This window comes from Pradoshia eiseniae, from assembly GCF_002946355.1.
GTDB classification, from domain to species: domain Bacteria; phylum Bacillota; class Bacilli; order Bacillales; family Pradoshiaceae; genus Pradoshia; species Pradoshia eiseniae.
In genome coordinates this window covers 1-12,152 of sequence record NZ_PKOZ01000029.1, presented here as the reverse complement: position 1 = coordinate 12,152, position 12,152 = coordinate 1, and the positions used below count along the sequence as shown (strand labels likewise).

Below are 12,152 nucleotides of genomic sequence, written 5' to 3'. Positions count from 1 at the left end.
GCTCCCATCTGATTCGCTCGACTTGCATGTATTAGGCACGCCGCCAGCGTTCGTCCTGAGCCAGGATCAAACTCTCCGAAAGATGTTTGATCTAGCTATAATTTAAAACATTGACGAGAGTTAAACTCTCTTGTTTAAGACTTGCTTAGCGTTTCGTTTTGTTTAGTTTTCAAAGAACAATTCGTTCGTTGTCGTTTTTCAGCGACTTGATTATCATACCAAGTTCACTTTGCTTTGTCAACAACTTTTTTGTTTCTTTTTTTGTCGTCTGCCTTACTAGCAGCGGCGACGTTTATTAATATACCATCCTTTTTTTTATAGTGCAATAGTTTTCATAAAAAAAGTTAGGTTGTCTTATACAACCTAACTTTCATCAGCCTATAATCCACTTTTGAACAACAATTAAAGCAGCTATTCCCGGCATACCCAAGATCCCTGATATTAATGTAGTCGGAACATTAATGGGAATATGAATCCCATAGTTCCCTCCAACCGCATTAATCAAGAATAAGGCGATAGCGCCGACTACAAGCTTAACAATCAGCTTGCCAGCTTGTTTCAAGGGATTGCTCGGCATGCCGGCAATCAACAAAAGCAGAATTAAGCCTATAGCAACTGCAATAAACACCCCTGATTCCATGGCTATCCCTCCTAAATGTTTACTTCACTTTATGAGACAAGCAATCCATTTAGAACAGCCTTGGGTGCGAATATTAATGCAAAGAGACCTTCCGCTCCTTTGCTTCTTTAAATAGATAGTAATACTTCAATTCACTCAGCTTTGCTTGGCATATCGTATCAAAGGATGGATCGAAGCTTTTTTCAATCAAGCCCTTATGATTGTACCAATTCGTTTTCATCGTTTCGATATCATGGATGAGTTTTTGATTAAATTCTTTGCGAAGCTTGCCTTTTCTTTGGAAAAACACGTTGTTCCCTCCAAGCTATATGCTACAATTCTCTCCTGCCTTCAATCGCTTTGGATAAAGTGACCTCATCTGCATATTCCAAATCTCCGCCTACCGGCAATCCGTGAGCAATGCGTGTAATCTTTATCCCGGTTGGCTTCAACAATCTAGAGATATACATAGCAGTGGCTTCCCCTTCGATATTCGGGTTAGTTGCCAGAATAACTTCCTGAACCGTTTCATCCTGGAGCCTTTTTAAAAGGGCAGGAATATTAATATCCTCGGGACCAATGCCATCCATCGGAGAGATGCTTCCATGAAGGACATGATACAAGCCATTAAACTCTCTCATTTTCTCCATGGCGATGACATCCTTCGGCTCCTGTACAACACAAATGATGGACCTGTCGCGATGTTTATCCTCACATATATAACATGGATCTTGATCGGTGATATGCCCGCAAACAGAGCAATAGGTTAAATTTCGTTTCGCGTTCACGAGTGCCTTTGCAAAGTCAAGAACTGTATCTTCCTTCATACCTAATACGAAAAATGCCAGTCTAGCTGCTGTTTTCGGGCCAATCCCCGGCAGTTTCATGAAGCTGTCTATCAACTTTGATATTGGTTCAGGATAGTGCATTTACTTACTCCTTACATGAAGCCTGGTGGCAGATTCAATCCTTTTGTAAATTGACCCATTGTGCTGCTTGTAAGCTCATCTGCCTTGCGCAAAGCGTCATTTGTGGCAGCAAGAACCAAGTCTTGAAGCATTTCGATATCATCTGGATCTACCACTTCTTCTTTAATTTTCACTTCGACAATTTCCTTATGTCCTGTAACGACTACTGTTACCATGCCGCCGCCAGCAGTTCCCTCAATTTTCTTTTGACCAAGCTCTTCTTGTGCTTCAGCCATTTTCTTTTGCATTTTCTGCATTTGCTTCATCATATTTTGCATATTTCCCATTCCGCGCATACGTTTAGCCCTCCAATTATTCTTTTATTTCCACTAGCTCATCGCCAAACAATTCCCTAGCTTTGACAATCAGCGGATCTTCCTCTGCAGGCTCCTGGCCGCTCTTATCATCTTCATTATCTGCCTTTTGGCTGGTGACATATTCTTCACGAATTTTCTTCCATGCATCCTCAGGCACTCCTACAATATCATAGTTATTGCCGGTGATTTGGACAAAGGTAGATTTAAGGCCAGAAATAAATTCCTGGTTATTCATTGCCATTTGGCAGTGGATTTCATACTTGAATTTTAGCACAAATGCCTGCTCAGAGGCAGCAACTGGTTCCGCGTCATTTAATAAAGCGGCCTGCGAACGTTTAAGTGACCCAAGCATCTCCGCCCAGCTTCCCTTAATCTTCAGCAAAGCCGGCTTAGTGGCGCTTTTCAAGACTTCATTTACACGTCCTACAGGTACTTTGAATGACCGGTTAGAGGCTGCTGCCTTCTTTGGTTTATCCTTTGGCGCCGCCATTCCTTGTTCGCCCGGTGCTTGGGAACGCAAGGAATTGATTTCCGCCTCCAAATGGTTGATCCTCTCAACCAGCTTTTTCACTGTCGCATCATCGACGCTTGCCACTGTCCTAGTCGGGACATCTGACTGGCATAATTTCACAAGGAGGACCTCCAAGGAAATTCGCGGATGGCTCGACCATTTCATATCTTGAATAGATTGATTCCATTGATCAATCCAAGAGTACAGGCGCTCAGACTCAATCTCTTCAGCCAATACCTTGAAATCGTCATCTATATAAACTCTCTCCATGGAATCCTCCAGTTCAGGCGCTGCCTGGAACAAGAGCATATCCCGGTAGAAAAGAATCATATCTTCGACAAAACGGACAGGGTCTTTGCCCATTGCCAGCAATTCCTTCATTTGGCCAAGCGCTTCGGCCGTATTCTTTTCATGGATGGCCTTCACAATCTTTGTTAAAAATGATTGTGAAACAGCTCCGGTAACGGTCAGCGCATCTTCCATTGTTACGCGGTCAGAACCAAAGGAAATCGCTTGGTCAAGCAGACTTAGCGCATCCCTCATTCCTCCCTCAGCGGCCCTCGCGATAACAGATAGAGCCTGTACTTCATACTCTACGCCGCTTTCCCGTAAGATTCGCTCCATTCGACCGACGATATCCTGCGGGGTAATACGCTTGAAATCAAAGCGCTGACAACGAGAGATAATAGTGAGGGGAATTTTGTGCGGTTCTGTCGTCGCAAGAATGAAGATGACATGGGCCGGCGGCTCTTCCAAGGTTTTAAGCAGGGCATTAAAGGCACCTGTCGATAACATATGAACTTCATCAATAATATAAACCTTATACTTCACAGACGATGGTGCATATTTCACTTTATCCCGGATATCCCGGATCTCTTCTACCCCATTATTAGAAGCAGCATCTATCTCTAAACAATCGGATATTGAACCATCTGTGATTCCTCTGCAGGCCGCGCATTCATTGCATGGCTCACTGACAGGAGCATGTTCACAGTTCACAGCCTTTGCCAAAATTTTAGCTGCGCTTGTTTTACCAGTTCCTCGAGGACCCGAGAACAAATAAGCGTGGGATATTTTTTGCTGCATCAAGGCATTTTGAAGTGTTTTTGTCACGTGTTCCTGTCCTATTACATCTTCAAATGCCTGAGGACGCCAGACACGGTATAATGCTTGATATCCCAATTTCCTTGCCCCCCTTACATAGTCCTTTTTATTATATCGTAATCGGACATATTTACAAACGGCAATCGACACATAAAAAAACCATTCCTCGCCATGGAAGAATGGTTTTATCTTGTATGTAAAATTAACTGCCGTGCACCCTCCGTTGATAAGTATCCATAAGCGGAACCATTGCAGTTAGCTCGGCCCAGGCTGCCCTGCGGCACATGGGAGTTCTTACTTACTGCTGCTTCCTTCCGGACCTGACAGGGTTCATAAGTTCCCATTGCGCAGGACCCAGACGTCAACACCACTTACAATGGTCAGACCTTACAGAGTACTTACCGAAGGAGGGGATTCAGTCTTGCTAGAGCGGATTGCAAGTACAGGACACCGCTACCTTCCCACCTAGCACGGCAAATTTGAAACCAATAATTAAGTGTGCCGTAAATGACACATGAATAAGTATACCATTTTCACGAAAAAAAGCAATCCCTACTCATCAGAGTTCTAAGCATCATCTCTCCTGATTGACCGAACTTTTTTTAGCCTTCTTCTTCCGCTCGCGCAAATCTTTAAAAAAAGAAGTCAGCATTGACCCGCATGAATCTTCACAAACGCCTGAGAGCACCTCACACTGATGATTGAAGCGTTCATCCTCAAGCAAGTTCATGAAAGTCCCTGCACATCCGCCCTTTGGATCCTTTGCCCCATAAACGACCCGCTCCACTCTTGACATGATCAGTGCACCGGCACACATTGGACATGGCTCGAGCGTCACGTATAGAGTGGCACCCTCAAGTCTCCATGTCCCAAGTTTTTCACAAGCTTGATTGATGGCCAGCACCTCCGCATGGGCAGTTGCGTTTTGTTTCGTTTCGCGAAGATTATGGGCGGCTGCAATTATCTCCCCATCCTTTACGATAACCGCACCGATGGGTACTTCCTTTTTCTCAAGCGCAATCTTGGCTTGTTCAATGGCCGCTGCCATAAAACGTTCATCCTGATTCATCATGCATTCCCCTTGCCTAATTTTTTCTCGCCCTTTATACACTCATTCCTCCAACCTACTCAAGGTTAAAGAATGAAATTAATCTATAACGAATTCATATTTCTATATGGTACAATAATAGACAGTCTTTATCATAGTATATTTTTCATTTATAAGGAGGGCCTCCAATTTGAAACACACCCCATTTATTACAGTCGAAGGGCCCATTGGTGTCGGAAAAACAACTCTTGCCCAGGCTATCGCGAATCATCTTGATTATAAGCTCTTGAAGGAAATCGTAGATGAAAATCCTTTCCTCGGCAAGTTTTATGAAGATATCGAAGAATGGAGCTTCCAAACAGAGATGTTTTTCCTCTGCAATCGTTTTAAACAGCTAGAGGACATCCAATTAAAGTATATCCAGAAACATAAACCAGTCGTCGCAGATTATCATATCTTCAAGAATTTAATTTTTGCTCAGCGCACGATAAAGGATGCCAAATTCAATAAATATAAAGACATCTATTCTATTTTGACCGCTGATATGCCAAGACCTAATATGGTTATCTATCTCGACGCAAGTCTCGAAACTTTGCTTGATCGCATAGCCCTTCGCGGACGTGAGTTTGAGAAGAACATCAGCCATCCATACTTGAAGCAGCTCTCAGAGGACTATGCCACTTTCATGAATGAGTTCGAAGCAGCTCATCCAGATATCCCGGTTCTCCGCTTCAATGGGGATGAGATTGATTTTGTCCTTCGCAAAGACGATCTAGATTATGTTCTGACGTCTGTATCCAATCAATTGCAAAAAGGAGTTTGTTCATGAGCCATCTTCACAACTACCACATTCCGAAAAATTCAGTTATTACAATCGCTGGAACAGTTGGTGTCGGAAAATCGACGTTAACAAAAGCACTCGCAGATGCTCTTGACTTCCGAACATCTTTCGAAAAGGTTGACACAAATCCATACCTTGATAGCTTTTACGCAGATTTTTCTCGCTGGAGCTTCCATCTCCAAATCTATTTCCTAGCTGAACGCTATAAGGAACAAAAGAGAATCTTTGAATACGGGGGCGGCTTTATCCAGGATCGCTCTATCTATGAAGACACAGGTATTTTTGCGAAGATGCACTACGACAAGGGAACCATGTCTCCAACTGACTATGAAACGTATACCAGCCTATTTGAGGCTATGGTGATGACGCCTTACTTCCCTCATCCGGACTTGCTCATCTACCTTGAGGGCTCTCTAGATGACATCATCAACCGCATTCATATGCGCGGACGCGAGATGGAACAGCAGACGCCAATCGATTATTGGCAGGAAATGCACGGGCGCTATGAGAATTGGATCAATTCCTTTAATGCTTGTCCAATACTCCGTCTTAATATTAATGAATATGACTTAAACGAAGATCCGAATGCCATACATGATATTTTGCAAAAGATATCAGAGCATATGCAGCAATCAGGAAAACTGCGCAAGATCTAATCAAAAAAAGGATACCGCCTGGGTATCCTTTTTTTCTTTGCTAACTTATCTTGCGTTCTCTTTTGTGATGACTGTTTTACCGCCCATATATGGCTGCAATGCTTCTGGAATGAGAACAGATCCGTCCTCCTGCTGGTAATTTTCCAGTATCGCCGCAATCGTTCTGCCAATCGCCAAACCAGATCCATTCAATGTATGAACATGCTCTGGTTTTGCCCCTGGCTCACGGCGGAAGCGAATATTCGCACGGCGTGCTTGGAAAGCTTCGAAATTACTGCAAGAAGAAATCTCACGGTAGGTCTCATAGCTCGGAATCCAAACCTCTAAATCATATTTCTTCGCAGCTGTGAAACCTAGGTCAGCCGTACACATCTTCAAGACTCTGTATGGCAATCCCAGCAATTGCAGAACCTTCTCTGCATGGCCAGTTAATTTCTCAAGCTCCTCATAAGAATCTTCCGGTTTAACGAACTTAACAAGCTCTACCTTGTTGAATTGATGCTGGCGAATAAGTCCTCGTGTATCACGTCCGGCAGAACCAGCTTCAGAACGGAAGCAGGCGCTATAGGCCGCATAGTTGATTGGCAGTTCTTCCCCGTTTAAAATCTCATCTCGATGATAGTTTGTAACGGGAACCTCGGCTGTTGGAATGAGGAAATAGTCCTCGCTTTCAATAAGGAACGCATCCTCCTCAAACTTAGGTAACTGCCCAGTGCCTGTCATGCTTGTACGATTAACCATATATGGCGGCAGCATTTCGACATATCCATGCTCCTCCACGTGAAGGTCCAGCATAAAGCTTGCAAGGGCGCGCTCAAGTCTCGCTCCCAACCCCTTGTAGAAAACGAAGCGGCTCCCTGTTACCTTGCCTGCTCGCTCAAAATCAATGATTCCAAGATCAGTAGCAATATCCCAATGAGGCTTTGGCTCAAACCCAAAATCTCTGACTTCCCCCCATTTGCGTGTCTCAACATTCTCATCCTCAGAATCCCCGACCGGAACACTTTCATGCGGGATGTTTGGAATCGTCAGCATAATATTTTCCAGCTCTTCCTCAATCGTTCTCAGTTCCGTATCGAAGCCTTTAATCTTATCCCCGACTTCACGCATTTCCTTAATGAGTGCATCTGCGTCTTTTTTCTCTCTTTTCAAAACAGCGATCTCTTGGGATACTTCATTTCTTCTGCTTTTTAATTGTTCTGTTTCGACAATTAACTCCCTGCGTCGCTTATCGAGGTCCTCAAATTTATCAAGATCATTCAGATCTTCGCCGCGATGCTGCAGCTTTGCCTTCACTTCTTCTAAGTTAGCCCGTAAATGTTTTACATCAAGCATCCTTATTTCCTCCTTCAAAAGTCTTTATAAATACAAAAAACTCCCGTCCCAAAAAGGGACGGAAGTTTATATCCGCGTTGCCACCCTAGTTAAAGGCATATGATTGCCTTTCACCTCAAATTGATAACGGGCTTTTTACCCGATGATATTTACACCTCTCGTAGTGAGAGTTTCCATATCACGCTCTGAGATGGATTCACTAGAGTATACCGCCAGTTTGCACCAACCACTGGCTCTCTTCTAGATATAGGCTCTAGCTACTAGTTCTCGTCAACGCATTAGTATATTCGTTATTGTATTATTTATCATACACCGATGTGTAGGAAATATTCAATTAAAACATTAAAAATTAGAATAAACCTTTAACAGCACCAGTTATGCTTCCCCACATATCACCGAAGAAACCTCCAACAGCTCTCATGGAAAGCACAAACCAATTTGCCTTTTCGACTGTTTCGGCTGTTACTACATCGACACGTACACCTTTGCTGTCACCAGCAATCGTACCGTAGTTATTGCCAGTCTCCACTGTCAGGTAACCAATTTTCTCACCCTTTTTGATAGGTGCGACTAAATTGCCTTCTTCATCAAGCTTATCTTTGTTTATAACAAGCTTCGTTTTGACATCATCTGCCTCGCCCTTCTTCACGACAAGCTCGACTGCCTTATTTGTTTCAATGGCAACAGAATCCTCTTTACCCTTTGAAACTCCTACTGTTTTTTGCTTTTTATCTTGGTAGCCCTTTTCAAGGATTTCTTCCCTTGTGAAGTTATTGAATGCATAATCCAAGACTTTTTTTGTTTCAGTAAAACGGGAGTTTTTGCTATCAGCCTTCATAACGACTGTAATGTAGCGCTGCCCGTTCTTTTCTGCTGTCGCTGTAAAGCATGCACCGGCAAATTCTGTTGATCCTGTTTTCAGTCCATCGACACCCTCATACTCATAAATAAGTCCTGGAAGCATCCAGTTAAAGTTATCATATGTTCTGCCGTCTCTGAATTTCAAGCGTGGAACCTTTGCGTAATCCAGTACTTCCGGGTAATCCTTCAGCAATTCATAGGCTAATTTAGCAGTTGCACGAGCTGACATTAAGTTCTCGTCATCTTCATTCCCTGCTGGATACTGCCCAAGCAAACTAGTGTTGTTTAAACCGGAGGAGTTAACGAAATTATAATCCTCTAAACCTAGTTCTTTTGCCTTTTCGTTCATCAATTTCACAAAGTTCTTTTCCGTTCCTCCGACTAGCTGAGCCAATGCCACAGTAGCCGCATTTCCGGAGAAGATAGCCATAGCCTCATACAATTCCTTAACCGTGTATGTCTCGCCCTGTGTTAGCCCAATATTGGATAAACCAGGCGCAGCCGAAAGCTTATGGACATACTCATCGATTGTTACCTTTTGATCCCAAGAAATTTTGCCACTTTCAATCGCTTCTAATACAAGGTATTCAGTCATCATTTTGGACATGGAAGCTACACCTAGCAGCTTGTCCGCATTCTTCTCATATAGGATTTGTCCCGTTTCTGCATCTATTAAAATGGCTGCTTCAGCACTTAATCCTAATTCATCATCTTCAGCAGCATACGCATGATTAGCTGGAAATGAAAAGACACATGTTATAAGTAGTGTTAACACTGCAAGCAAAGAGGTTAGTTGTTTTGCCTGTCTCAAGTATATCCCCCCTGGTTATCTTTGTTTGTCGTCGTCTAAACGCCTAGTTATTGTATCATAAACAAATCAAAAAAAATAGACAGAGTCATAAACCCTGCCTATCATTTCAAATCATTAAAAGGAGTAATTTGGTGCTTCTTTTGTAATTTGTACATCATGCGGATGGCTTTCTCTCAAACCAGCTCCAGACATCTTTACAAATTGCGTATTTTCGCGCAGTTGCTCGAGATCCTTCGTACCGCAATAGCCCATGCCAGAGCGCAAGCCTCCAACGAGTTGATAGATTGTATCAGCTAAAGGTCCTTTGTAAGGGATGCGGCCTTCAATACCTTCTGGGACAAACTTCTTAGCATCTTCTTGGAAATATCGGTCTTTTGAACCTTTTTCCATTGCTCCAACTGATCCCATTCCTCGGTATACCTTAAATCGTCTTCCTTGGAAGATTTCCGTCTCACCAGGGCTTTCTGTTACACCCGCAAGCATACTTCCTAGCATGACAGCATGTCCGCCTGCAGCAATGGCTTTTACGATATCACCAGAATACTTTATTCCACCATCAGCAATGATAGTTTTACCATGCTTGCGTGCCTCTGTCGCACAATCATACACGGCTGTGATTTGGGGAACGCCAACACCAGCTACCACGCGAGTCGTACAGATAGAGCCAGGTCCAATACCGACCTTAACCACATCAGCGCCAGCCTCAATCAAAGCCTTTGTCCCTGCTGCTGTCGCAACGTTTCCTGCAATAACGGTAAGTTCAGGATAAGCTGCCTTGATTTCTGCAACCTTTTCTAAAACACCTTTTGAGTGTCCGTGAGCAGTATCAAGTACAATGGCATCTACCTCAGCCTGTACAAGCATCTCTACACGCTTCATCGTATCTGCTGTTACCCCTACAGCAGCTGCGACCAATAGACGGCCAAACTCATCCTTCGATGAATTAGGGAATTCAATAAGCTTTTCAATATCCTTAATGGTGATTAACCCTTTTAAAATGCCCTCTTCATCGACTAGTGGAAGCTTCTCAATTCTATGCTTCTGAAGGATTGATTCAGCCTCCTTCAAGCTCGTTCCAACAGGAGCTGTCACCAGATTCTCCTTCGTCATCACTTCATCAATTAGCATAGAATAATCATGAATGAAACGTAGATCACGGTTAGTGATAATACCAACCAATTTCTTTTCATCTTCATTATTCACGATCGGAACACCAGAAATGCGATACTTGCCCATCAGATGTTCTGCATCATATACCTGGTTTTCCGGTGTAAGGAAAAATGGTCTAGTGATAACCCCATTCTCAGATCGTTTAACCTTATCGACCTGTTCAGCCTGCTGTTCAATAGACATATTTTTGTGAATAACGCCTAAGCCACCCTGCCTTGCCATCGCAATGGCCATCCCTGACTCCGTTACCGTATCCATACCCGCACTAATAATAGGAATGTTCAAGTTAATTTTATCTGTCAATTTCACTTTTAAGGATACATCCTTAGGCAGTACTTCCGATTCACCCGGAATTAAAAGCACATCATCAAAGGTCAATCCCTCTTTGGAAAATTTATCGTTCCACATACTCTACTTCCTCCATTCCTAAAAAAATTTATTTGTAGATTATCAATTGGGCAAACTAGTGTCAAGGAAATAACAATTTGTTAGACAATTCAATTAATTTAAGGGTGAAATAAATGACTTCATTAGATAAAAAGTACCTGCAAGCATATCTCCCGTTTTACTCTACAAGTTATACGCAAAAGTATTTACTTCGGTCATATCAGGAGCAAGGAATCACAGAAGCTACCCAATATAGCTTTTCCAATTGCTATCCTTTTATCTCCTATATTGAAAATGGCCTCCTATATCTAAAGCAGGCTTCCAAGATAGCCCTACAAATTAAACCCTTACTCTTATATTACGGGTTTACTCATTTGCTCAAAGCCTGTGTTCTGGTCGTTGACCCTGTCTACCCGGAAACAACTGCCGTACTTGCTCACGGAGTCTCTACTCGTAAAAAAAAAAAGCAACAATATGAGTTTCTCATGGATGAAGTGAAAATACAAAGAAATGGCTTATTTACTCACTTAGCTTCTAAAATGTTCCACATGAAACTGTCAGAGGAGAAATACTCCATGATTACTCTTCTAAAAGAAATTCCTGAGCTAAGCAGCATATTCAAGCGTATGAAGGGCAACCTGCCTCAGCTTCCTATATCTCTTCATAAGGGAGCCTTACATATTGATCAAACAGTGCTCAACCACTATCACATGACAAAGGATAGGTTCATTCAGCTAGCTGCGAGAAAGTGGCGCTTGCCTATTGATTTGGAGAATATATCAGAAGAAGATAACCTAATTAAATTAGGACTAATAGAGCCAATGAGTAAAAATAAGGAGAGCCTTTTGCCATTCCGCTATGATTATCTCTTAGACATCTATACCCTCTCACTCCAAAAGGACGCGCCTAGTCAAACCTTGCCTGATATGCTTATCATGTATTTACTTTTATACAATCTAAGTATGATTTCACGATATGAAATTGACTGGTGGACAGAACTGTTCAAAGAAATGGGACATCAGGATTTACCCTTTATAAGCGGCTTCCTAGATGTAGCGGAATTTAAAATCCCAATGCTCGTTGGAGAGTGGCTGACGGGAAGGGAAGTTTAATTCAGTAACAGAAGCGTAGCTAAGAAAGAATCTCCTAAAGTTTCCCAGGAAATCTTTCTGAATTACACCTTCTTATACACCCTTTCTCGTTATGGTAAATACATGAATAACCAAACCAGTTCAGTGATGATGAACTGGTTTTCGTTATCCGTCAACACAGAGTTCTCTATAGGGTGGCGCTCGCTATCATCTAAAATCCGTTGGACTCCTTGCTTCTCCCCAATCGGAGATGCCTGCTGTCAGTCAGAGGAGTGTCTTGTACTTCTTTTAAGAAAAGGCCATCTCTTTCGAGATGGAAAGCACAAAAAAACCAGCTCAAAACTGAACTGGTTTCACTTGCCCGGCAACGTCCTACTCTCACAGGGGACGCGCGGCCCCAACTACCATCGGCGCGCGAGCTTAACTTCCGTGT

Annotated in this window: 12 protein-coding genes, 1 rRNA gene, 1 other RNA gene and 1 other annotated feature; of the genes, 3 read left to right on the top strand and 11 right to left on the bottom strand. The window is 42.8% G+C overall.

Annotation, left to right across the window (positions count from 1 at the left end):
* The 8 genes from CYL18_RS18730 to tadA all read right to left on the bottom strand — a co-directional run.
* Positions 1–82 (bottom strand): 16S ribosomal RNA (locus tag CYL18_RS18730); the annotation flags it as partial.
* A gap of 291 nt (positions 83–373) precedes the next feature.
* Complete coding sequence (locus tag CYL18_RS18725; RefSeq protein ID WP_104850983.1) at positions 374–640, bottom strand: pro-sigmaK processing inhibitor BofA family protein; 267 nt, start codon at positions 638–640, stop codon at positions 374–376.
* Positions 641–713: 73 nt separating this feature from the next.
* Positions 714–929, bottom strand: a complete 216-nt coding sequence (locus tag CYL18_RS18720; protein WP_104850982.1) for a YaaL family protein — start codon at positions 927–929, stop codon at positions 714–716.
* A gap of 22 nt (positions 930–951) precedes the next feature.
* Positions 952–1,548 carry a recombination mediator RecR gene (gene recR, locus CYL18_RS18715; RefSeq protein ID WP_104850981.1) on the bottom strand — a complete coding sequence of 199 codons (597 nt, stop codon included), beginning with the start codon at positions 1,546–1,548 and terminating at the stop codon, positions 952–954.
* Between the two features lie 11 nt (positions 1,549–1,559).
* Positions 1,560–1,883, bottom strand: a complete 324-nt coding sequence (locus CYL18_RS18710; RefSeq protein ID WP_104850980.1) for a YbaB/EbfC family nucleoid-associated protein — start codon at positions 1,881–1,883, stop codon at positions 1,560–1,562.
* Between the two features lie 16 nt (positions 1,884–1,899).
* Entirely contained in the window at positions 1,900–3,597 is a 1,698-nt protein-coding gene (dnaX, locus tag CYL18_RS18705; protein WP_104850979.1) for a DNA polymerase III subunit gamma/tau, read from the bottom strand.
* A 131-nt stretch (positions 3,598–3,728) separates the two neighbouring features.
* Positions 3,729–3,993, bottom strand: an RNA gene (gene ffs / locus CYL18_RS18700) — signal recognition particle sRNA large type.
* Between the two features lie 100 nt (positions 3,994–4,093).
* Positions 4,094–4,588, bottom strand: a complete 495-nt coding sequence (gene tadA / locus CYL18_RS18695) for a tRNA adenosine(34) deaminase TadA (RefSeq protein WP_104850984.1) — start codon at positions 4,586–4,588, stop codon at positions 4,094–4,096.
* Positions 4,589–4,757: 169 nt separating this feature from the next.
* Here tadA and CYL18_RS18690 point away from each other — a divergent pair, with 169 nt between their 5' ends.
* Positions 4,758–5,396 (top strand): deoxynucleoside kinase, encoded by a 639-nt coding sequence (locus CYL18_RS18690; protein WP_104850978.1) that lies wholly within the window; start codon positions 4,758–4,760, stop codon positions 5,394–5,396.
* Positions 5,393–6,064, top strand: a complete 672-nt coding sequence (locus CYL18_RS18685) for a deoxynucleoside kinase (RefSeq protein ID WP_104850977.1) — start codon at positions 5,393–5,395, stop codon at positions 6,062–6,064. The genes CYL18_RS18690 and CYL18_RS18685 overlap by 4 nt, the downstream gene beginning before the upstream one ends.
* A 45-nt stretch (positions 6,065–6,109) precedes the next feature.
* Here CYL18_RS18685 and serS read toward each other — a convergent pair whose 3' ends face one another.
* The 3 genes from serS to guaB all read right to left on the bottom strand — a co-directional run bounded on the left by serS (position 6,110) and on the right by guaB (position 10,649).
* Positions 6,110–7,399, bottom strand: a complete 1,290-nt coding sequence (gene serS / locus CYL18_RS18680; protein ID WP_104850976.1) for a serine--tRNA ligase — start codon at positions 7,397–7,399, stop codon at positions 6,110–6,112.
* 51 nt (positions 7,400–7,450) lie between these two features.
* Positions 7,451–7,682 (bottom strand) — a binding site (T-box leader).
* A gap of 66 nt (positions 7,683–7,748) precedes the next feature.
* On the bottom strand, positions 7,749–9,071 hold the full coding sequence (locus CYL18_RS18675) for a serine hydrolase (RefSeq protein WP_104850975.1): 1,323 nt from the start codon (positions 9,069–9,071) through the stop codon (positions 7,749–7,751).
* 114 nt (positions 9,072–9,185) lie between these two features.
* Positions 9,186–10,649, bottom strand: coding sequence for an IMP dehydrogenase (guaB, locus tag CYL18_RS18670; protein WP_104850974.1), 1,464 nt, complete (start codon positions 10,647–10,649; stop codon positions 9,186–9,188).
* A 113-nt stretch (positions 10,650–10,762) separates the two neighbouring features.
* Here guaB and CYL18_RS18665 point away from each other — a divergent pair, with 113 nt between their 5' ends.
* Complete coding sequence (locus CYL18_RS18665) at positions 10,763–11,740, top strand: YaaC family protein (RefSeq protein ID WP_104850973.1); 978 nt, start codon at positions 10,763–10,765, stop codon at positions 11,738–11,740.
* The last annotated feature ends 412 nt before the right edge of the window (positions 11,741–12,152 follow it).

Bases quoted from the DNA above. Each gene is read 5' to 3' on its own strand.
- CYL18_RS18725 (WP_104850983.1), bottom strand. From the start codon at position 640: ATGGAATCAGGGGTGTTTATTGCAGTTGCTATAGGCTTAATTCTGCTT.
- serS (WP_104850976.1), bottom strand. From the start codon at position 7,399: ATGCTTGATGTAAAACATTTACGGGCTAACTTAGAAGAAGTGAAGGCA.
- CYL18_RS18685 (WP_104850977.1), top strand. From the start codon at position 5,393: ATGAGCCATCTTCACAACTACCACATTCCGAAAAATTCAGTTATTACA.
- CYL18_RS18665 (WP_104850973.1), top strand. From the start codon at position 10,763: ATGACTTCATTAGATAAAAAGTACCTGCAAGCATATCTCCCGTTTTAC.
- recR (WP_104850981.1), bottom strand. From the start codon at position 1,548: ATGCACTATCCTGAACCAATATCAAAGTTGATAGACAGCTTCATGAAA.
- tadA (WP_104850984.1), bottom strand. From the start codon at position 4,588: ATGAATCAGGATGAACGTTTTATGGCAGCGGCCATTGAACAAGCCAAG.
- CYL18_RS18710 (WP_104850980.1), bottom strand. From the start codon at position 1,883: ATGCGCGGAATGGGAAATATGCAAAATATGATGAAGCAAATGCAGAAA.
- guaB (WP_104850974.1), bottom strand. From the start codon at position 10,649: ATGTGGAACGATAAATTTTCCAAAGAGGGATTGACCTTTGATGATGTG.